Below are 22134 nucleotides of genomic sequence, written 5' to 3'. Positions count from 1 at the left end.
CCGGCGCCCATGTAGACGCGCTGGTCGTTGTTCGGATCGACAGCGATGCTCTCGACGCCGTGGAAACTGGCCTCGGCCGCACCGAAGCCCAGGCCGTCGGTGATGGGCAGCCAGGACGAAGTCGGTTGGTTCCAGCGGTAGGCGCCACCGATGTCGGTGCGTGCGTACAGCAGGTTGGCGGTGGTCGGGTGGAAGACCAGGCCGGTGACGTAGCCGCCACCGCCCCATTTCGCGCTCGTCCAGGTGGTGGCCCCGGACGGTGCAGGAGCGGGAGCGGGAGCCGGTGCCGGTGCCGGTGCCGGTGCCGGGGCAGGCGCAGGGGCAGGGGCAGGGGCAGGTGCAGGTGCAGGTGCAGGTGCAGGTGCAGGTGCAGGAGCGGGTGCGGGAGCAGGAGCGGGTGCGGGTGCGGGTGCGGGTGCAGGAGCGGGTGCGGGTGCGGGAGCGGGTGCGGGAGCGGGTGCGGGTGCGTCGCCACCGCCGCCGCCGCCGCCACAGCCGGCCACCAGGGTCGCGGTGACGATGGAGAGAACGGTGAGTGGTTTGCTGTACTTCTTCATGATGGGAAACGAGGTTGGGTTCGTTGAGGGCTTGACATGGCGGCGCTGATCACAGGTTGCGCATTACTGGCTTTCACGACACTTCTCTGATCGATGGCCGCAGACAGCGCGATCACGCGACCACACCGCCGCTCATCCGACCCGGCGCCATTGGCGCCTTCAGCCGCGGGCAATGCGCAACGCGCTGGCGTGGCGGCTGGGCATGCGCTCGGGCACGTCGACCTCCAGCGCCTGGGCGGTCTGGCGGAATTTCAGCGGCCCGCCCCCCAGCAGTTCGACCCGGCGCACCGGGCGCGGATCGTGGGCGTTGCCTTGGCGCAGCGAGGCGATCTTCAGCGTGCCCTTGGGTTCGCCCAGCGTCAGCGCGTACAGCGCATCGCCCCGGGTCGTGAAGCGGATGTCCTGCGCCGTGTAGTCCACGTTCTCCTTGAAGGCGCCGCTGGCGGCCTCGGTCGGGCCTTCGCCGTGGATCTTCCACGGCCGCGTGCCGTGGATGGCTTCGGCGTTGAGCTTCATCCAGGCGGCCATCTCGGTCATCAGCAGGTCTGATTCGGCCGTCAGCGTGCCGTCGGCGCGCTGCACCACGTTGAGCAGCATGTTGCCGTTCTTGCTGACGATGTCGCACAGCATCGTGATCACCTGCGCCGGCGTCTTGTAGCGGTCGTGCTCGGAGTGAAACCAGTCGCCGTTGGAGGTGCAGGTCTGCCATGGCAGCGGGTTGATGCCCGGGAGCACGCCACGCTCGACGTCCTGCACGCCCACCTCGGCGATGTACTCGCCCGACCCCAGCGACTTGTGGTTGTACACGGCCTGCATGTCGCCATGGCGGCGGACCGAGGTGTTGAACAGGTGGGCCACCATGGCGCGGCCCACATCGCCGAACGGGATGCCGCCGTCGGAGTACAGCAAGTCGGGTTGGTGGCTGTCGATGAGGTCGATGATGCGGCGGTACCAGATCTCGTGGAACTTCGGGTTGTTGGTGTACCAGTCGCCGCCGCGGTTCAGGTACGGCGTGTTGTGCGGCTCGTGGTAGAGGTCGAAGTTCTCGGGATTGGCGCCGTCATAGGCCACGCCCAGCTTGGGCCAGAACTGGTCGCACTGGTGGCTGGTCCACCACCAGTTGTGACTGGTCGCCAGGTGCTCGGAGACACCGAAGCGCAGCCCGCGCTTGCGCGCGGCGCGGCCCCATTCGCCGACCACGTCGCGCATCGGCCCCATCTGGGTGGCGTTCCAGCGGTGGTGCTTGGAATTCCACAAGTCGAAGTTGTCGTGGTGCACGCCCATCGAGACGAAGTACTTCGCACCCGCCGCCGCGTAGCGGTCCATCAGCGCTTCGGGCTCGAAGCGCTCGGCCTTCCACAGCTTGATGATGTCCTTGTAGCCGAACTCCGACGGGTGGCCGTAGGTCTTCACGTGGTGGTCGTAGTGCGGGTGGCCGGGCACGTACATGAATCGGGCATACCAGTCGCCGCGGCTGGGCACGGCTTGCGGCCCCCAGTGGGACCAGATGCCCAGCTTGGCCTCGCGGAACCACGCAGGGACCGCCGACTTGCGCAGCGACTCGGCAGCGGCCGTGAACGGGCCGGACGCCAGCGGCGGCGGCTTGTATGGGGCGGGCGCCACTGGCGCGCAGTCTTGCGCCTGTGCAATGCGGGCGGCGCCCAGGCCGGCGGCGGCCAGCAGTGGCGTGGTCAGGAAGCTGCGTTTACTCAGGCTTGACATGGGGTTCTCTCTCACTTGGCGTTGTCGACGATGGCCTTGAGCAGGTCGGGGAACATTGCGCACCGGTCGTACCAGTACGGCGTTCCATTGGCGGCCGTGGTATCGATATAGCTGGTCGCGTTGGCCGCCGGGGACGCAGCTCAGTGCGTGGGCCTGCCAGCCCGACAGGGACGAGTTGCCGCGGCAGGGCAGGCAGTCATTTCTTGCACAGCTCGCTGATGGCGTTCGGGGCGGTGGCGGTGATCACGCCCAGCCGATAGGGCAGCTCGATGTAGTCGTAGTTCTTGCCCTTTTCCATGTCCAGGCCCTGGAAGAGGAACTTCAGCGGCTGGCAGGGGTCGATGCTCAGAGTCTGGTCGATGCCGTCGCGAATCATTTCGCCGTGGGATACGCCTTCGGACCAGATCCGGCCGTTGAACTTGACGTTGTCTGCGCCAGCGAACCTGTTCATCGGGGCGCCGGGAATGGGTTGCCAGGCGCCATCCAGGCGATCCGCCGTCCAGGCGCGGAAATACCGGCCCTTGGGCCCCATCGCCTCGATCAGCGTCAGGTACTTGTTGGTGCCGGCGATCTTGTAGGTGTTGCTGGCCTCGAACATGTCATCGCGCTTTTCCGCCATGACGACGACGGGTTCGGCGAAGCCCTGAGGGAAGCGGTCGATCGTCGTCTCGCCGCGGTAGAAGCTGCCGTTGTCGCCTGTGAAGAAGAGATGGCACTTCTTGTCGTCGCAGATGTTCCAGAAGTCCAGCCAGACCGCATGGCCCTCGGCGTTCTTGACGCTGGCCGGGATGACCGAATAGAAGGGCTTGGGCGCCGTCCACGAGTGGGGGTCGGCGATGTTGGGGGTGGTCGAATAGAGCGGGTCACCGCCCTGGAAGATCAAATACCAGAGCTTCTGCGGCGCGAAGTAGAAGACCTGGGGTGCCGCGCGATAGCCCGGCCCGATGGGCGATTTCTCGAGCATGAACTGCGGGGCCTTCGGCGCCTCATCCCAGTTCGCGAAGCTCGTGTAGGCCATGCCCCAGCCGTTCTTGCCCGCAGTGGTCATGAAGACGTGATAGCGGCCGTCGTGGAACACGATGGTCGGGTCCTTGACGCCGAAGATGTCCGCCCGGTCGGCCGGCGGCTTGATCAGCGTCTCGCTGGATTTCCATTCAAAGCCGATGGCCTGGGCCGGCGTCCCGCCGCCGCCGCCGGCGGGCTTCGCGTCGGCGGCTGCGCTGCTGCCACCACAGCCGGCCAAGAGGCCCGCCGCGAGCATCGAAGAGACGATGAGTTGTCTATTGCACTTGTTCATGAGGGAAGACGGAGATCAGGTTCGTTGATGGAATGCGGGCGCTGTTGTGCTGGTCAGGGCGCTGGCAGTGGCAGCACCACAGTGGCGCCGCCCGCCGCGGCCAGCGCCAGGGGGCGTCTCGATATCTTGAGCGGCACGATCACGCGCCAGCCTCGCCAAAGGAGGGCCGTGTAGGACACGACTGGGCTGGCAGGGCACCGTCTGACGCCTTCATCACTTGGCGTTGTCGACGATGGCCTTGATCAGTTCAGGGAAGTACTGCGCACCGGTCGAGCGGTTGAACAGGCCGAACTGGTGGTTGGCGCCGTAGCCGTTGTCCCACCACACTGGCACGATGCCGTGCTGGAACATGGACTTCGTCACGTACTTGGTCCAGTAGGTGCGGTAGACACCAGACGGGTCGTACTCGGACTTCAGGATCGCGCCGTACTCGCCCATCAGCACCGGCATGCCGGCGTCGACGAAGCGGGTCTTCATCTTCTGGAACTGCGCGTCGACCCAGGCCTCGTTGGCCCAGGTCTCGGTCACGGCCGGGTCGGTCGCGATGGCGCCCCACTGCCAGATCGTGCTCTTGTCATTGAGCGCGAAGTTGAACGGGTCGTAGTAGTGCACTTCCAGGAACATCCGGTTCGTCGCCGAGTCCGCAGGCTTGATGAAGCCGTTGTAGGTCGAGTCGATGTTGGTATTGAAGCCCTGTACCACGAGATGGCGCTTGGCATTGTTGCCGCCGGTGGCCCGCACCGTGTCGATGAAGACCTGGTTGAACCCGTTCTGGACGGCCTGGTACTCGGCAGTCGGCGGGCCGTAGTCACCAGCGACCATCACCTCGTTGGTGCCGGCGAACAGCAGGAAGTCGTCGTAGTTCTTGAAGTTGTTGGCGATCTGCGTCCACAGCTTGGCCAGGCGTGCGTTGGCGCTCGCCTGGTAGGCGTAGGTCGGGATCAGCCAGCTTTGCTCGTGGTGCGTGTTCAGCACGACGTAGAGGCCGGCGTTGCGGGCATAGCCGACCACCTCGGTGACGCGCGCCATGAAGGTCGGGCTGATGTTGCCGTCGGCGTCGGCGTACTGGTTCCAGCTCGCAGGGATGCGCACGGTCTTGAAGCCGGCCGCCTTCACTGCGTCGAGCAATTGCTGGTTGATCAGCGGGTTGCCCCAGTTGGTCTCGTTGGGCGAGGCGTCCAGCGAGTTGCCGATGTTCCAGGCGGGCGACATCTGCTGCGACAGCTGGACGCTCGTCAGGTCGCGCATAGGTGCTGGCGCAGGTGCAGGTGCAGGTGCAGGTGCAGGTGCAGGTGCAGGTGCAGGTGCAGGTGCTGGTGCTGGTGCTGGTGCAGGCGCAGGTGCAGGCGCTGGTGCTGGTGCTGGTGCTGGTGCTGGTGCTGGTGCTGGTGCTGGTGCTGGTGCTGGTGCTGGTGCTGGTGCTGGTGCTGGTGCTGGTGCTGGTGCTGGTGCTGGTGCTGGTGCTGGTGCTGGTGCCGGTGCGTCGCCACCACCGCCTCCACAGCCAGCCACCAGGGTGGCCGTAACAATGGAGAGAAGGGCGAGTCGTTTGCTGTACTTCATTAAAAAAATCCGGCTCGTTGATGGGATGGCACGGCGGCGCTGATCACGGGGAAGGCACTGGCTCCAGCACCACGGCGGCGCCGCCGGCTGCAGCCAGCGACAGGCTCAGCACGTCCTTGCGGGTCACCTTGCGTTCCGTGCGGCGCACTTCGCGCACGACCTCCCCGTCCTGCCAGATCGTGGCGCGCCAGTTGCCGGGCGGCAGGAAGTCCAGCGACACCTTCTGCGTGCGCGCCTGGTCCCCCGTCATCGCGCCGAGGTACCAGGTCTTGCCGTGGCGGCGCGCCAGCACGATGTCCTGCCCCGGCTCGCCCGCGATGAAGCGGGTCTCATCCCAGGCCGTCGGCACGCGCTTGATGAAGTCGAAGCCGGGCTCGCCGCGGTAGGCGGTGGGGTCGTCGGAGACCATCTGCAGCGGGCTGTCGTAGACGACATACATCGCCAGCGCCTGGCCGCGCGTGTTCTGCACCAGCGGCATCTCGGCGCGCACCTCGAAGGTGGCCGGTGTCGCGTTGCGGAAGCCGCCGGGCGTGTAGTCCATCGGGCCGACCAGCATGCGCGTGTACGGCAAGGTCACGTTATGGCTGGGCGTGACGCGCGTGCTCATCTTGCTCCACTCGGCGCCCAGCACGCCCTCCTGGGTGATGTAGTTGGGGTAGGTGCGCTGCAGGCCGGCGGGCACGTAGGCGCCGTGCAGGTCCAGCAGCAGCTTGCGCTTGGCGGTGGCGGCGGCAATGCGCTCGTAGAAGTCCACCACCTGCTGGTCGTCGCGGTTCATGAAGTCGACCTTGATGCCCTTGATGCCCCAGCGGACGTAGGTGTCCAGCACCTCGTCCATGCGCGCGTCCACATGCACCCAGTGGGCCCACAGCAGCAGGCCCACGCCCTTGGCCTCGGCGTAGCGCGCGAGTTCGGCCATGTCGATGCCCTTCGCCGGGCGGGTGATGTCGGTCTCGGGGTGGGCGTCGCAGCAACCGCTCGGGCCGGAGGCCCAGTTCGCGTCGATGAGGTAGTAGGGGAAGCCGGACTCGGCGGCGAAGTCGATGAAGCGCTTGTAGGCGCCCATGTCGGGCTTCATGCCGACCAGCGGGCCGGACCACCAGTCCCATGCCGCCTTGCCGGGCTTGACCCAGCTGAAATCACCCTGGGCGGGCGGATTGAGGTTGCCGACGAGGTGCGACTCGATCAGCTTGCCGGCCTGGTCAGCCATCATGACGGCACGCCAGGCAGTCGTCAGGCCAGCCGTGGAAACGAAGGCCGGGCCCGGGCGCCCGGGCACGCCGGACAGCTGCAGGCGCAACGCGTTGCCCTCCTGCCGCAGCGAGGCGCCGGCGTAGCCCTGCAGGTGAGCCTGCGTGATGGCGTAGTGGGTGCGGCCCGACGGCGTGGCGCACACCACCGGCACGTCGTAGACGGCGCCCGGCTTCATCTGCGAGATGCGCAGGCGTTCGAACGGTTGTTCGTGCGAACCATCGATGGGCGTGACCAGGCACGACGGGTCGCCGGCCGGCACGAAGGCCGTGCGCTCGCCGCGCAGCTTCACGGGGCCGGTGTCTTCCAGGCGGTAGCGGAAGGCAACGCCGTCGTCGTAGGCGCGGGCATCGATGAAGAGGCGGCGGCCGGCGCCGGCCTCGCGGAAGGTGAGCGTCGCGCCGCGGTAGTGGTCGCGGGCCGTGGCCGCCTTCGTGGCGACGAGTGGAATGACGCGGTCTTCCGCGACGTCCTGGCGCGACTCCAGCGTCAACGCGCCGAGGGCTTGGCCGTCCAGATCAAGCCCCAGCGGTGAGGGAGCGATGACGGCTTCGCCATGGCGGCTGACGCTGAACTGGCCGCCGTTGTCGGCGATGCGCAGCGCGACGTGGCCATCGGGCGAGGTGATGACGGCGTCGGCCGCGTAGGCGCCCGATGCGGCCAGGGCGAGCGCGGCGATGGCGAGGTGGGTGGTGGTCTTCATGAATGTGTAGGGTGTGTGGGTCTTCGTCTTCATGCCGTGAGGAGAGCGTTCATCCCAGGCGTACTTCCGTGGCGCGGCCGGTGTAGACCACCTCGCGCAGCGGTGTGGATTGCAGCGTCGGCCCGCCGTTGCCGATGCGGTGGATGCGCAGGCGCTTGGTCGTGCCCATGCCGGCGTAGCGACCCTTGCGCGACGCCAGGCGCAGCACGCCGCGGCGGTCGTCCCAGGTCATGCGGATCACGCTGAAGCCGCCCTTCTCGTAGGCATAGTCCAGGCCGCCGTCCTCGTAGAGGTCGAAAGCGCCGTTGGCACCAGGCACGACGTAGAGGTCGAGCACCTCACCGGTGGCCTCGGCGGTGGACTGCAGCACCGGCCCGAGCGGCAGGATGCTGCCCGCGCGCAGGTGCAGCGGCATGCGCTCCAGCGGCGACGCCACGTCATGCGTGCGGCCACCGGCGCGCCGTTCTCCCGTCCAGAAATCGACCCAGCCGCCGGCAGCCTGCGGCAGGTACACCGGCCAGCTCGACACCTCGGGCGCCAGGACGGGCGCCACATGCACTGCGCGGCCGAACATGTAGCTGTGCGCCTGGTCCAGGGCTTGCTGGTCCTGCGGGAAATCGAACACGAGCGGCCGCATGATCGGCGCGCCTTTCGCATGCACCTCGTGGGCCAGGCTGTAGAGGTAGGGCAGCAGCTGATAGCGCAGCTCCAGATACTGGCGCGCGACCGTCTCCACCTTGTCGCCATAGCGCCAGAACTCGGTGTTGGTCATGTAGCCATGCACGCGCTGCAGCGGCAGGAAGGTCGCGTACTGGAACCACCGGATCAGGCGCTCGTGGTAGGCCTTGTCGGTGTACTGGCCGTCGCCCGGGCGGAAGAAGCCGCCGGCGTCGACCGTCCAGTAGGCATAGCCGGCGGCGGCCATGTTCAGGCCCGCGGGGATCTGCCGCTTGAGCGTGTCCCAGTCGTTGCCGATGTCGCCCGACCAGGTGGCTGCCGCATGGCGTTGCTGCCCGGGGAAGGCCGAGCGCGTGAGGATCATCACGCGCCGGTCAGGTGCCGCCTGGCGATGGCCCTCGTAGACGGTGCGCGTGACGTGCCACGGGTAGGCCAGGCGCACGCGCTCGCCGCGGCCTGCGGCCGTGTGTCGGCCCACCAGGTCGTCGTTCTCGGGTTCCGTCGCGTCCTGCCACCAGGCGTCGATGCCGAGATTGAACAGGCGTTCGCGCTGGTTGTTCCAGTAGAAGGCGGCGGCCTTGGGGTCGAAGAAGTCGACCCAGTCGGTCTGGTCGATGTAGTGACCGCCGGCTGCGGCGGCGCGGCCGAGCTCGGTGTCGCGCCCGATCTTGGCCCACACCGACAGCATGAGCCGCCCGTTCAGGCCGTGCACCTCGCGCATCAGCGCGGCGGGATCGGGGTAGTGGGCCTCGTCGAAGCGCATTGCGTTCCAGCCGTGGCGGCCCCAGTACTGCCAGTCCTGCACCATCACGTCGACGGGCAGCTTGCGGCGGCGGAACTCGCGCAGCGTGTCGACGATCTCCTGCGACGAATGGAAGCGTTCGCGGGTGTGGATGTAGCCATAGGCCCAGCGCGGCATCATCGGCGTGGCGCCCGAGATTTCGCGGTAGCCCTCGAACACCTCGTCCGCGCTGGGGCCGGCGATGACGACGTAGTCGATGGCATCGGCCACCGGTGAGCGCCAGGTCGTGCTGGCGCGCACGGTGCCGAAGCGCAGCGAGGGAGAGTCGTCCTTGTCGGCGTGGATGCGCACCTGATGCTCGCCCGCCGGCAGCTCGACGACAAAGCCGACCGTCGGCGGCAGCCAGTGGTTCGCGATCTCGACGCAGGACTTGCCGTCGATCTCGACCGAGTGGCGCGAACCCATCGCGCGGCCGACATCGAGCAGGAAGGCGAACCGGCCGGCCGTTTCCGTTCGGAACGTGCCTTCGAAACGCGTCACGTTTCGCACGACTTGCGCATTGCCCGTGGTCGTCGTCACATCCACGACTTCGGACTTACTTTCGGCATTGACACGGCCCAGCGCGACCCGCTGCTCGGGCATGTTCAGCTCGGCCATGCCGTTGTTGTGCCAGAGCAGGCCGTAGCCGCGGCTGGACAGCATGAACGGCAGGCTGATCTGCGTGTTCACCTGCGTCAGGCGGCGCGGGAAGCCGCGCAGGTCCATGGCGCCGTCCTGGAAGCAGCCGGTGCCGTAGAGCCGCTCGTCGGCGGGTGACTCGAACACCTGCTCGGCGATGAACACGGGCTCGTCACCCAGCCGCGACGGCGTCAGCCGCCGGGTGCCAGGCGCTTCAGCGAGCAGCAAGGCGCCGTTGCGGTCGAAGAAGCGCAGCGCGCCGGTGCCGTTGTCCACCTCGCAGCGGATGGCCGGCAGTTCCAGGCGGGTCGCGTCGGCGCCCACCGTCTGCTTCATCAGGGGCTTGGCACGGCCGGGCAGCAGCGCGAGGCTGGGCGGAGCCTGCGTTGCAGCTTGCGGTGGCAGGAAGCGCACGCGCAGCGCCCGGTCGCAGAGCGCGCTGATCCGCAGCGTGCCTTGGGGCGTCGTCAGCACCCATTCCGCGGCTAGCGATGGCTGCGCGCGGCGGGCCGCGGCGTTCCCAGGCACCAGGTCGCCGGCGGCGGCGTTCGCCACGCTGGATGAGGAGACCATCGCGGCCGTTGCTGCCGCAGCGCCCAGTGGGCTAGCTGCAGCGGCGAGGGCGGCCTGCAATGCCTCGCGCCGCGAGAGCGTGGGTTTGGTGTCTTTCATGCAGTCAGGCCATTCCCGCGGATCTTCACCACCACGGCCGGTGAGCCGGCCAGGCCTTCGGGCAACTTGACCTCCAGCCCCTTGCGGGTGCGCTTGAAGGGCAGGCTGTCGCCGGAGCCCAGGGCCTCGATGCGCTCGATGGCACCCGGTGCCACGTTCGAGTCCTGGGCCAGCGTCTGGATGCGCAGCACGCCGTCCTTGGGCCAGCCCAGCGCGATGGCGTAGAGGGCGCCGCCCTTGGTCGTGAAGCGGATGTCCTCGGCCGTCAGCGGCTTGGAGCTGCCTTCGCTGAACATGCCGCTGCCCACCTTCGTCGGGCCCTCGCCAAAAGTGCGCCAGGGGCGCGTGCCGTAGATGGCTTCGCCATTGCGGGCCATCCACGTGGCGATCTCGCCGAGGATCTTCTGTTCGTCGGCGTCGATGGTGCCGTCGCCGCGGATCGGCACCGACAGCAGCAGGTTGCCGTTCTTGGAGACGATGTCGCAGAGGCGATGGATGACCGTGCTGGCGGGCTTGTACTGGTGGTTGTCGAAGAGGGAGCGGGCGTAGTGCCAGTCGCCCAGGCAGGTGTCGGTCTGCCAGGGCAGGGGCTCGATGCCATCACGGAAGCCCCGCTCCACGTCCTCGACAACGCCGGCGCGCCACTCCGGCGGCATCACCTTGGCGTTGAGCACCGCTTCCAGCTTGCCGCCGTTCCAGGCCATGCTGGCGTTGTAGTAGTGCGCCGCGATGTCCAGCCCGGCCTGGCCCAGCGGCAGGCCGTGGTTGTCCATGTAGATCAGGTCGGGCTTGTAGCTGTCGATCAGGTCGCGGCAGCGCAGGAACCACGAGCGTGTGAAGGCCAGGTTCTGAAGCGGCGGTTTCTCGTCCCAGTAGTAGGTGTTCTGGTTATGCCAGGCTTCGACGCTGGGGATGGTCTTGAACCCGTCGGGCATGACGATGTTGCGGCCGGTGTAGAGGTCCTGGGGATCCAGGCCTTCCCACCATTTGCCCTTGCCGTCGGCCTTGGTCAGGTTGAAGGCGTCGTAGCGCTGGCCGGCGTAGGGGCCTTCGGGGTCGTAGCCGTAGGCCGACTGGTACCAGTGCCAGGCGTGTGCGCCGTGGTTGCTGACGCCGAAGCGCAGGCCGCGCGCGCGAGCGGCCTTCTCCCAGGTGCCGACGATGTCCTTCTTCGGCCCCACGCGCATCGTGTTCCAGCCGTGGTACTTGGAGTTGAACGTGTCCTGGTTGTCGTGGTGGTTGGCCAGGGCGACGAAGTACTTGGCGCCGGCCTTCACGTACAGGTCCATCAGCGCTTCGGGCTCCCAGTTCTCGGCCTTCCAGCGGTTCTGGATCTCCATGAAACCGGACTTCGTCGGGTGGCCGTAGGTCTTGATGTGGTGGTCGTACTGCCAGTTGCCCTGGATGTACATGCGCCGCGCATACCAGTCGCCCATCTCGGGCACGCACTGCGCGCTCCAGTGCGCCCAGATGCCGAACTTGGCATCGCGGAACCAGTCGGGCGTTTCGTAGCCGTCGACGAGGGAGTCCCAGTTCGGCTTGAAGGGAGTAGGCGCGGCCTGCGCGGCCGGCAGGCCGGCGGCGCCCATGGTGGCGGCGGTGGCTTGCAGCAGCGAGCGGCGGGAGAGTTTCTGTGTCATGGCTTGCTTTCAGTAAAACGGGTGGCCGCTCATGCGAGGCCGGGACCGCGCACCTTCAGCGCGATCGCGAGCGAGCCGCCCAGGCTCTCGGGCAGCCGCACCTCCAGCCCTTGCGGGGTGCGCGTGAAGGGCAGGTTGTCGGTGAAGCCCACGGCTTCGACGCGCTCGATCACGCCCGGCGCCAGGGTCGAGTCCTGCGCCAGTGCGGCGATGCGCATGACGCCGTCCGTTGGCCAAGCCAGCCCGATGGCGTAGAGCGCGCCGGCCTTGGTTGTGAAGCGGATGTCCTGGGTGGTGAAGTCCTTGAGTTGGCCTTCGCTGAACATGCCACCTCCGACCTTCGTCGGCCCTTCGCCGAAGGTGCGCCACGGCCGTGTGCCGTGGATGGCCTCGCCGTTGCGGCCCATCCAGGCGGCGATGCCTTCCAGGATCTTGCGCTCGTCGGCGTCGATGGTGCCGTCGCCGCGCAGCGGGATGGACAGCAGCAGGTTGCCGTTCTTGGAGACGATGTCCGCCAGGCGGTGGATGACGCTGGCGGCCGACTTGTAGCCGTGGTTGTCGAAGATGCCGCGGTTGTAGTGCCAGTCGCCGATGCAGGTGCAGGTCTGCCAGGGCAGCGGCTCGATGCCGGCGCGCTGGCCCCGCTCGAGATCCTCCACCACGCCGCCACGCATTTCGGGTGAGAGCTCCTTGGCGTTGATGACTGCCTCCACCTTGCCGCCGTGCCAGGCCATGCTGGCGTTGTAGTAGTGCGCCGCGATGTCCAGGCCGGCCTGGCCGAGCGGCAGGTGAGCGTTGTCGAAGTAGACGAGGTCGGGCTTGTAGCTGTCGATCAGGTCGCGGCAGCGCAGGAACCACTGGCGAATGAACGCCGGGTTGTTCGGTGGCTCCACGTCTTTCCAGGTGTAGTAACTGCGCTTATGCCATTCGGCGACGGCGGCCACGGTGCTGATGCCGTCGGGCATCACTCTGTTGGGCCCCGTGTAGAGGTCCTGCGGGTCCAGGCCTTCCCACCATGTGCCCTTGCCGTCGGCCTTGGTCAGGTTGAAGGCGTCGTAGCGCTGGCCGGCCAGCGGGCCTTCGGGGTCGTAGCCATAGGCAGGCGCCAACCAGTGCCAGGCACGCGACGAGTGGTTGCTGACGCCGAACCGCAGCCCCTTGGCGCGGGCCAGCTTGGCCCAGGTGCCGACGATGTCCTTCTTGGGACCGACGCGCATCGAGTTCCACGGGTGGTACTTCGAGTCGTAGGCGTCGAAGTTGTCGTGGTGGTTGGCGAGCGAGACGAAGTACTTCGCACCCGCCTTCACGTACAGGTCCATCAGCGCTTCGGGCTCCCAGTTCTCCCCCTTCCAGCGGTTCTGCATCTCCATGAAGCCGACCTTGGTCGGGTGGCCGTAGGTCTTGACGTGGTGGTCGTACTGCCAGTTGCCCTGCATGTACATGTTGCGGGCATACCAGTCGCCCCTCTCGGGCACGCATTGCGCGCTCCAGTGCGCCCAGATGCCGAACTTGGCATCGCGGAACCAGTCGGGCGCGCGGTAGCCGCCGACGAGGGAATCCCAGGTCGGCTTGAACGGGGCGGGGGCGGCTTGCGCGGTGGGCAGCCCGGCGCCGCCCATCGTGGCAGCGGTGGCTTGCAGCAGGGAGCGGCGGGAAAGTCTCTGGTTCATGGCTTGCTTCAGGGAGATCGGCGGCCGCTCATGCGAGGCCCGGGCCGCGCACCTTCAGCGCGATCGCGGGCGTGCCGGCCAGCCCCTCTGGCAGCCGCACCTCCAGCCCTTGCGGGGTGCGCTTGAAGGGCAGGCTGTCGGTGGAGCCCACGGCCTCGACGCGCTCGATCACGCCGGGCGCCAGCCCCGAGTCCTGCGCCAGCGATGCGATGCGCATGACGCCGCTCTTGGGCCAGGCCAGCCCGATGGCATAGAGCGCCCCGGCCTTGGTGGTGAAGCGGATGTCCTGGTCGGTGAAGTCCTTGACCTGGTTTTCGCTGAACATGCCGCCGCCGATCTGCGTCGGCCCCTCGCCGAAGCTGCGCCACGGGCGTGTGCCATGGATGGCCTCGCCGTTGCGGCCCATCCATTCGGCGAGCCCGTCCAGGACCTTGCGCTCGTCGGTGTCGATCGTGCCGTCGCCGCGCAGCGGTATGGACAGCAGCAGGTTGCCGTTCTTGGAGACGATGTCCACCAGGCGGTGGATGACGCTGGCCGCCGACTTGTAGTGATGGCCCTCGAAGACACCGCGGTTGTAGTGCCAGTCGCCAATGCAGGTGTCGGTCTGCCAGGGCAGCGGCTCGATGCCGGCGCGCTGGCCGCGCTCGACGTCCTCGACGATGCCCGCTCGCCATTCATGCGGGATCTCCTTGGCGTTGAGGACGGCCTCCAGCTTGCCGCCGTGCCAGGCCATGCTGGCGTTGTAGTAGTGCGCCGCGATGTCCAGGCCGGCCTGGCCGAGCGGCAGGCGGGAGTTGTCGAAATAGACGAGGTCGGGCCGGTAGCTGTCGATCAGGTCGCGGCAGCGCAGGAACCATTGGCGCGTGAACGCGGGGTTCTGTGCCGGCGGGTTCTCGTCCCAGACGCGGTCGTGCTTCTCATGCCAGTCGTGGGCGGCCTGCGTGGTCTTGATGCCGTCGGGCATCACCATGTTGCGGCCCGTGTAGAGGTCCTGCGGGTCCAGTCCTTCCCACCACTTGCCCTTGCCGTCGGCCTTGGTCAGGGTGAAGGCGTCGTAGCGCTGGCCGGCCAGCGGGCCTTCCGCGTCGTAGCCATAGGCCGGCTGCAACCAGTGCCAGGCGTGCGCCGAGTGGTTGCTGACGCCGAAGCGCATGCCCCTGGCGCGGGCGGCCTTGGCCCACGTGCCGACGATGTCCTTCTTGGGACCGACGCGCACCGAGTTCCAGGCGTGATATTTGGAGTCGTAGGCGTCGAAGTTGTCGTGGTGGTTGGCGAGCGAGACGAAGTATTTGGCGCCGGCCTTGGCGTACAGGTCCATCAGCGCTTCGGGATCCCAGTTCTCCGCCTTCCAGCGGTTGTTCATCTCCATGAAACCGACCTTGGTCGGATGGCCGTAGGTCTTGACGTGGTGCTCGTACTGGCCGCTGCCCTGGATGTACATGTGGCGGGCATACCAGTCGCCCGCCTCGGGCACGCACTGCGCGGTCCAGTGCGCCCAGATGCCGAATTTGGCATCGCGGAACCAGTCGGGCGTGCGGTAGCCGCCGACGAGAGAGTCCCATGTGGGCTTGAAGGGAGAGGGCGCTGCGTGGGCGGCAGGCAGGCCGGCAGCCCCCATGACGGCGGCGGAGGATTGCAGCAGTGCGCGGCGGGAAAGTTGCTGATTCATGGTGCTCAGGGTTTGAGTGAATTGGGGGCGTCGGCCGGCAGGCCGTAGACGATGCCGCGGCCCACCGTGCTCATGTAGACCAAGCCTTCGACGTTCATGTCGCCCATGACGAACTCGCCGTTGCCGGGGCCGCCGAACTGATGCGCGTCGTCGTTGATGCGCTGCCAGTTGGCGCCGGCATCGGTGGAGCGATACACCCCCAGTGGCTTGCCCTGGGGCGAGCCCCAGATGAAGACGGTGGGGTAGGGGGCGTTGGCCATGGCCTTGCCGAAGCCCACCGCGCCGCAGTGGGCGACGTTGGGAAGGGTCGTGAACGTGCGGCCGGCATCGGTGGAGCGCGCCAGGCCGCCGGCCTTGAGGGCCACCCAGACATCACCTTCGCGCCCCGGCGCCACGCGCACCAGCGATGAGCCATTGGCAGCCAGCGTGGCGGTGGCAGCGAAGCTGGCGCCGCCATCGGTGCTGACGCGCATGGTGCCGCGGTCATAGGCGTAGAACTTGGCCGGGTTCACCGGGTCGCCCACCGGTCGCATCGGCGCGCCCTCCAGGCCGCGCACGGCCGTCCAGACGGGCTTGGCCTCGGTGAAGTTGGTGGAGCGGACGGTGCGGTTGCTGCCGTCCGCCTGGCGGAAGCTGTGCAGCAGCGCGGCGCCGTCGGCCGATAGCGCCAGCGTGCCGTAGCCGCCCTGCATGCCGCCCACCTCGGTCCAGGTAGTGCCGGTGTCGGCGGAGCGGTACATCTTCTTGCCGCCCACGCGCACGACGACCGCCGTGTTGCTGCCCGCGACGGCGAGGCCCGTGGTCGAGCCCAGGCGGGGTTCGTGGATGGGCGCAAAGGCGTCCAGCTTCTGGTGGCGGAAGCCGTCGTAGTCGGCGATCACCGAGAGCAGCGGGCCGCCGGGCACGCTGACAGCCACGTTGGGCACGGTTTCCTCCAGCCCCTTGACGGTGAAGGTCCACGTGGCCGGCTTGGCATCGATGTCTGCGGTGCGGAACACACCGTTGCCGGAGGTGACCCAGACGGCGTGGGTGTCGAAGGGGTCGAACTCGATGGAGCCGGTCCAGTGGATGGCGTAGGCCGAGATCCAGCTGACGCCATTGGTGTCCATGGCGAAGCCGCGCTCCACCACGTCGGTCCAGTTGCTGCCGCCGTCGTTGGTGACGTAGAAGCGGTCGCCAGCGTTCTTGCCACCTTGCGGCATCCAGGTGTTGATGGTCGAGATGACCAAGCGCTTCGCATTGCGCGGGTCGACCGACACGCCTGAGAACGCCCGGTTGATGCCCTTGGGCGTGACGTCGGTCCAGGCGCCGCTGGCGACCTTGTATTTCCAGACCTGGCCGGCCGTCAGTGGCTCGGGCAGGTCCAGCTTCTTCCAGTCGCCATGCGGGCCTGAGCCGTCGCCGTAGGTGATGTAGAGATGGCCGTCCGCGGCGAGCGTCGCGCGCTGCGGGATGTAGGCCGACGGCGCCTCGGCCACCGGCTTGAAGCTGGCGCCGGCGTCGTCGCTGCGATAGAGGTTGGGGCCGACCGAGCCGAAGCGCGACACACCCACAAAGATCCGCTGGGCCGTGCCATTGACCACGCTGGTTGGATCCAGCAGCACGAAGCTGATGCCCGTCTCGTTGGGCGTGGTGGTCACCGGCAATGCGTCGACCCGCTTGAAGCTGGCGCCGGCGTCAAGGCTCTTGAACAGGCCGTTGGCACGCGAGCCGACATAGAGCACCTTGCCGTCACCCGGGTCGACCTGCATCTTCTCGCCATTGCTGCGGCCCAGGCCGTTGCCGTTGGCGCGGAAGAGGTGGCTCACGTCGGTGACGCGGCTGAAGGTGGCGCCGCGGTCGATGGAGCGCATGACCGCCGTCTTGCCGCCGCTGAAGTAGGGCACCCCGGCCAGCAGGTAGACGACGGCGCTGTCCTTGGGGTCCAGCGCCAGGGCGTCCACGCTCAGCAGGCCAACGTCGGCCTCGGACACGCCGTCGAGTAGCGAGGTCCAGCGTGCCTTGGCGGCGTCCCAGCGGTAGGCGCCGCCGACGTCGGTGCGGGCGTAGATGAGGCCGCGCTCGGTCTGGCTGGGCACGATGGCCGCCACGTAGCCGCCGCCGCCGATGGCGAGGCTGTCCCAGCGATAGGGCTCCGCCTGGCTCAGAGAGGCCAAAAGCGCCAGCGCTGTTGCCAGCAGCGGGCGCCAGAAAGTCTTGGTTCGTATCAGTTTCATCTGGGTCGACGCCATCACGCGCGCGCCTTAAAGCAGGAAAGACCGGGTCGTGAATTCACGACCCGGTCTGCGTCGTCACATCACTTGGCGTTGTCGACGATGGCCTTGATCAGTTCAGGGAAGTACTGCGCACCGGTGTAGCGGTTGAACAGCCCGAACTGGTGGTTGGCGTCATAGCCGTTGTCCCACCACACCGGCACGATGCCGTGCTGGAAGGCGGACTTGGTCACGTACTTGGTCCAGGCGGTGCGGTAGGTGCCGGCCGGGTCGTACTCGGACTTCAGGATCGCGCCATATTCACCCATCAGCACGGGCAAGCCGGCGTCGACGAAGCGGGACTTCATCTTCTGGAACTGCGCGTCGACGTACGCCTCGTTGGCCCAGGTCTCGGTCACGGCCGGATTGGTCGCGGTCGCGCCCCACTGCCAGATGTTGCTGCTGCCGTCGAGGGCGAAGTGGTACGGATCGTAGTAGTGCACTTCCAGGAACATCCGGTTGGTCGCGGAGTCGTTGGGTTTGATGAAGCCGTTGTAGGTCGAGTCGATGTTGGTGTTGAAACCCTGCACGACGAGATGGCGCTTGGCGTTGTTGCCGCCCGTGGCCCGCACCGTGTCGACGAAGACCTGGTTGAACCCGTTCTGGACGGCCTGGTACTCGGCCGTCGGTGGGCCGTAGTCGCCGGACACCATCACCTCGTTGGTGCCGGCGAACAGCAGGTAGTCGTCATAGTTCTTGAAGTTGTTGGCGATCTGCGTCCACAGCTTGGCCAGGCGCGCGTTGGCGCTCGCCTGGTAGGCGTAGGTCGGGATCAGCCAGCTGCCTTCATGGTGCGTATTGAGCACGACGTAGAGGCCGACGTTGCGTGCGTAACCGACGACCTCGGTGACACGCGCCATGAAGGTTGGGCTGATGTTGCCGTTGGCGTCGGCGTACTGGTTCCAGCTGACGGGGATGCGCACGGTCTTGAAGCCGGCCGCCTTCACTGCGTTGAGCAATTGCTGGTTGATCAGCGGATTGCCCCAGTTGGTCTCGTTGGGTGAGGCGTCCAGCGAGTTGCCGATGTTCCAGGCGGGCGACATCTGCTGCGACAGCTGCACGCTCGTCAGGTCGCGCATGGAGCCGGGCACGGTGATCACAAAGGCCTGCGTGCTCTTGGCGCCGCAGCTGTTGGTGTAGGTGGCGGTGGCCGTGCAGCTGGCAGCAGGCGTGATGGTCTGCTCGCGTGCCGAGCCTGACGTGCCGCAGCCGCTCCAGCCCCACGAACCGCCGGTCACCGGCTGCGGGCCGAGGATGGCCGAGTTGCCTGCAGTGATCGAGGCTGAGGCCGTCTGCGTCCAGGACCCGTTGGCGCTGATGTAAGGCGTGATGGCCGTCGGCGTGCAGCTGCTGTTGCGCGTGGCAGTGGCCACGCCGGAGTTGTAGCTGCCGCCGTTGGTCGTGAACTTGACCCAGTACCAATAGGGCGTGCCGTTTGCGGCCGTGGAGTCGGTGTAGCTCCTGGCGCTACTGCCCGGCGCGGCGATGCGGCTGCGGCCGTTGGGATCGGCGTCGGTATCGCGGTAGACCTCCAGGCGCGAGACGTTGCCGCTGACGGTCCAGCCCAGCTGTACGTTGTCGGTCGTGCCAGTGGCCGTCAGGCAGACGGTGGTACCGCCGCCGCTGCCACAGCTTTGTGCCTGGGCCAATGGGGCCCCGCTGACCCCCAGGGCCAGCAGCAATGTGGATAACAAGGCTCTCATGGTTCTACCTTTCAAGGTTGAAAGTGCTCGGCCGGTTGTCTCCGCCGGATGCGAGCGTTATGGACGGTCGGCGCCAGGGCTTGGGCATAACCGTCGAACAAGGTGAAGGAGGTGGCGGCAGGCCCGGTGCCATGATTTGGACGCCAGCCTGCCGAGCTCTCGGTTCAATTGCTGTAGAGCACGCCGCGGCCCCCGCCGGCGGCGTAGATCCGGCCGTAGGTGTTCCAGTCACCCGCCAACCTGGTTATGCCGCCGAACTGATGGGCATCGTCGTTAAAGCGGGTCCAAGTGCTGCCTGCATTGTTGGAAGCCCACACACCCCACTGGCCGTTGATCACGCCCACCACGTAGACCGCGGCGGAATACGGCGCGCCAGGGGCTGCCTTGCCCAGAGTCAAGGCACTGGCACCGTTCACGTCGGGCCAAAAGTCGCTGCCGAAAACAGACGCGAAGTTGTTGAACTTGGTCCAGGTGGCGCCCGAGTCGACCGAGTGGTACACGGTATTGCCGTCAGCCACCCAGATGTCGCCCTCGACGTTCGGGTTGACCGCCATCCCGGTCAGGAAATACGGATTGCCCTTCATATTTGCCGACACCGAACCCTGGCTCAGCGTGAAGTTGTGGCCGCCATCCGTCGAGACGTAGAACTTGCCCGGACCAGCAAACACGGAGCCGCCCGAATCGTAGGCATAGACCTTGTTCGGATTCCTGCGATCCACCGCGAGCCGGTATGAGCGAGGGAAGCCGGACGTCTCCGGCAGCGCGGGGAGATTGGTCGCCGTCCAGCTGGCGCCATTGTTGGTGGTGTAGGACGGCACGGTATCGGGCGGCGCCCAGATCGCGTTGTTGCGTGAGGTGACAGCAATGTTCGACGATTCGTGCGTATTGGTCGCGGCGCCGGGAGGCAAGGTGGCAAAGCGTGTCCACGTGGTGCCGCCGTCGCCCGACCAGTACCCGAATCCTTTGTGATCCCCGTGCGTGACGCCGGTGAGGGCAATGTATTGCGGATCCGACCAGCTCATGTCGGCGGAATTGCCATTGCTCCAGCCGGTGTTGGGGCCTTTGGTCGGCGTCGTCGCGAGGTCTGTCTGGACCCAGGGGCCGATGTCGCCCGCGCTGCTGATGAACTTGTAGGTCGCGCCGGGTGGAGGGGTGATGAGCGCCAGCGTGGCAGTCTCTTCGAGATTGTTCAGCTTGGTGGTCCAGCTCGGTGTCGCCGACGAGGCGTTCATCGTCTCCCAGATGCCGGGACCGTCAAGGTGCAAGATGTGGTCGCGGTTGTTCGGATCGATCTCGATGTCGTCATTCCAGCCCCAGTACCCGGCGCTGTTCTGCTCGTGGGGCATCATGGACTCGATTTCGCGCCAGGTGCTGCCTGCGTTGTCGGACAACTGGGTGATCTTCTGGCCGGTGAAATCGCCCCAGGTAGCGCTCACGGCCAGCGCGATGCGGGTGGTCGGGCCGCTGCCGTAGACGGACACGCCGCCGTAGCCGCCCGTGGTAGTGCTGCTCAGCAAGGTCCAGGCGCCGCCATTGATACCGGTGTACTTGTAGAGGTAGCCGGGACCGTCGCCGCCCGGGCCTGCGTTCTTGTTGAACACCACGTAGTAATTGCCGTCGGCGGCGCGCGCGAAGTGCGGGATGTAGTACCCGGCGACGGCGGCCGGCACCGCGACCGGCGTCCATGAATAGCCGTTGTTGCTGGACCTGTAGAAGGTCGAGGTCAGGCCCGCTGCGGTGGCGTAGTCAGGAGCGATCGCGGCCCACATGTTCCAGGTCGGCTGGCCGCCGCCCACGTTCCCGTTGTCGAAGATGATCTGCTCGACGCCGACCATGGCGTTGGTCGTCGTGTAGGAAGACAGGCCCGTGACCTGCGCCCAGGTTTGGCCGGAGTTCGTGCTCTTCCACAGGCCGGCCTTGGTCGAACCGTAGAACATCGTCGACGGATTGGTCGGATCGAGCCTCAGGCGCTCGCCAATCGCCCGACCGGTATCGGCGCCGGCAAGAAACGGCAGCGTGACCCATGTCCAGCTGTCGCCGCGGTTGCTGGAAATGTACAAGCGAGCGTTCTTCTTGCTATCGCCCGCGACCATGTAGACCCGCTGGTCGTTGGTTGGATCGAGGGCGATGCTTTCGACGGTGTGGAAGGCTCCTTCTATCCCCCCCCCGAAACCCGGGCCGTCGGTGATCGGCACCCATTGCGAGGTGGCCTGGTTCCAGCGGTAGGCGCCGCCGACGTCCGTCCGGGCGTACAAGAGGTTCGGGGTCGTCGGGTGATAGATCAGGCCGTCGACATAGCCGCCGCCGCCCCACTTCACGCTGTTCCAGGTGCCCACTTTGATGGAGAACGCCTGCTGGGACTTGGCGCCACAGCTGTTGGTGTAGGTGGCGGTGGCCGTGCAGGCTGCGGCCGGTTGGATGGTCTGCTCGCGCGCTGCACCGGCGGTGCCGCAGCCGCTCCAACTCCACATGCCCCCGGATATCGGCTGCGGGCCGAGGATGGCCGAGGCACCGGTCTTGATGGTGGCCGATGCCGTTTGCGTCCACGTGCCATTGACGTTGATGTAGGGCGTGATGGCGGTCGGCGCGCAGGTTTGCGCCAGCGCCAGCGGGGCTGCGCTCGTGCCAAAGGCAAGCAGCAGCGCGTGTATCAAGGTTCTCATGTTCTACCTTTCAGTGAAGGTGCTCGGCCGGTTGTCTCCGCCGGTCACGAGCGTTATGCAGCGGCAGACCGGCGCCAAGAACTGGACACCGGCCTGCCGAGCCCTTGTTTCAGTTGCTGTAAAGCATTCCGCGGCCGGTGCCGCTGATGTAGATCCGGCCGTAGATGGCTTGGTCGGCCGCCATCACGCCGATGCCGCCGAACTGGTTCGCGTCGTCGTTGAAGCGCGTCCAGGTGGCGCCGCCGTCATCAGAGCGGTGCACGCCCCACACGCCGTTGATCACGCCCACGACGTAGACCGCGGCCGAGTACGGCGCGCCAGCCTTGGCCTTGCCCAGCGCGATGGCGCTTGCACCCTGCACCTGGGGCCAGGGGTTGCCGGTGAAGATCGACGCGAAGTTGCTGAGCTTGGCCCAGCTCGCACCCGAATCGGTCGAGTGGTACACCGCGTTGCCGTCGGTCAGCCAGAGGTCGCCCTCGACGTTGGGGTTGACCGCCAGCGAGGTGCTGCCGAAGTAGTTCGGCGCCAGCCCGGCGTTCACCGAGCCCTGGCTCAGCGTGAACGTGTGGCCGCCATCGGTCGACGTGTAGACCTTGCCCGGCGTGCCCCACCAGTGGCCTGTGGCCGCCATCGGTCGACGTGTAGACCTTGCCCGGCGTGCCCCACCAGTGGCC

The 22134-nt window shown here is 67.1% G+C and carries 13 protein-coding genes and 1 pseudogene; 1 reads left to right on the top strand and 13 read right to left on the bottom strand.

All coding sequences use genetic code 11. The annotated features are described in order from the left end of the window. The 4 genes and pseudogenes from ASC91_RS30200 to ASC91_RS07810 form a co-directional block, all read right to left on the bottom strand. Positions 1–557 (bottom strand): annotated as a pseudogene (locus ASC91_RS30200) (dockerin); the annotation flags it as partial. A 159-nt stretch (positions 558–716) separates the two neighbouring features. Next, a complete protein-coding gene (locus ASC91_RS07820; RefSeq protein WP_056194762.1) occupies positions 717–2279 on the bottom strand; it encodes an alpha-L-fucosidase in 1563 nt (520 codons plus the stop codon). A 196-nt stretch (positions 2280–2475) separates the two neighbouring features. Continuing rightward, positions 2476–3576, bottom strand: a complete 1101-nt coding sequence (locus ASC91_RS07815; RefSeq protein ID WP_200955248.1) for a non-reducing end alpha-L-arabinofuranosidase family hydrolase — start codon at positions 3574–3576, stop codon at positions 2476–2478. 213 nt (positions 3577–3789) lie between these two features. Then, positions 3790–4824: a glycoside hydrolase family 5 protein gene (locus ASC91_RS07810; protein ID WP_056194759.1), complete on the bottom strand. Its 1035-nt coding sequence runs from the start codon at positions 4822–4824 to the stop codon at positions 3790–3792. Positions 4825–4826: 2 nt separating this feature from the next. On the opposite strand from ASC91_RS07810, the gene ASC91_RS29315 reads away from it, so the two are divergent. Further along, complete coding sequence (locus ASC91_RS29315) at positions 4827–5102, top strand: hypothetical protein (RefSeq protein WP_157281306.1); 276 nt, start codon at positions 4827–4829, stop codon at positions 5100–5102. Between the two features lie 80 nt (positions 5103–5182). Here the strand turns inward: ASC91_RS29315 and ASC91_RS07800 are convergent, their stop codons facing one another. The 9 genes from ASC91_RS07800 to ASC91_RS07760 form a co-directional block, all read right to left on the bottom strand. Next, positions 5183–7093: a glycoside hydrolase family 97 protein gene (locus ASC91_RS07800; RefSeq protein ID WP_056194771.1), complete on the bottom strand. Its 1911-nt coding sequence runs from the start codon at positions 7091–7093 to the stop codon at positions 5183–5185. A gap of 49 nt (positions 7094–7142) precedes the next feature. Then, positions 7143–9863 (bottom strand): TIM-barrel domain-containing protein, encoded by a 2721-nt coding sequence (locus ASC91_RS07795; RefSeq protein WP_082532516.1) that lies wholly within the window; start codon positions 9861–9863, stop codon positions 7143–7145. Next, complete coding sequence (locus ASC91_RS07790) at positions 9860–11503, bottom strand: alpha-L-fucosidase (protein WP_056194753.1); 1644 nt, start codon at positions 11501–11503, stop codon at positions 9860–9862. Before ASC91_RS07790 ends, ASC91_RS07795 begins: the two co-directional genes overlap by 4 nt. Before the next feature lie 29 nt (positions 11504–11532). Further along, on the bottom strand, positions 11533–13173 hold the full coding sequence (locus ASC91_RS07785) for an alpha-L-fucosidase (RefSeq protein ID WP_056194751.1): 1641 nt from the start codon (positions 13171–13173) through the stop codon (positions 11533–11535). 28 nt (positions 13174–13201) lie between these two features. Then, on the bottom strand, positions 13202–14842 hold the full coding sequence (locus ASC91_RS07780; RefSeq protein ID WP_056194748.1) for an alpha-L-fucosidase: 1641 nt from the start codon (positions 14840–14842) through the stop codon (positions 13202–13204). Positions 14843–14847: 5 nt separating this feature from the next. Then, the gene (locus ASC91_RS07775; RefSeq protein ID WP_157281303.1) at positions 14848–17058 is read right to left on the bottom strand and encodes an exo-alpha-sialidase; all 2211 of its coding nucleotides are present in this window, start codon (positions 17056–17058) and stop codon (positions 14848–14850) included. Positions 17059–17138: 80 nt separating this feature from the next. Next, entirely contained in the window at positions 17139–18797 is a 1659-nt protein-coding gene (locus tag ASC91_RS07770) for a glycoside hydrolase family 5 protein (RefSeq protein ID WP_056194742.1), read from the bottom strand. Positions 18798–18961: 164 nt separating this feature from the next. Next, the gene (locus tag ASC91_RS07765) at positions 18962–21460 is read right to left on the bottom strand and encodes a dockerin (protein ID WP_082532515.1); all 2499 of its coding nucleotides are present in this window, start codon (positions 21458–21460) and stop codon (positions 18962–18964) included. 109 nt (positions 21461–21569) lie between these two features. Further along, on the bottom strand, positions 21570–22091 hold the full coding sequence (locus ASC91_RS07760; protein ID WP_056194739.1) for a hypothetical protein: 522 nt from the start codon (positions 22089–22091) through the stop codon (positions 21570–21572). Positions 22092–22134 lie beyond the last annotated feature (43 nt).

Origin of the sequence: Pelomonas sp. Root1237 (genome assembly GCF_001425055.1) — a bacterium.
Classification (GTDB): domain Bacteria; phylum Pseudomonadota; class Gammaproteobacteria; order Burkholderiales; family Burkholderiaceae_C; genus Pelomonas.
The sequence above is the reverse complement of the archived record's forward strand: the minus strand, read 5'-3'. Positions and strand labels throughout refer to the sequence as shown.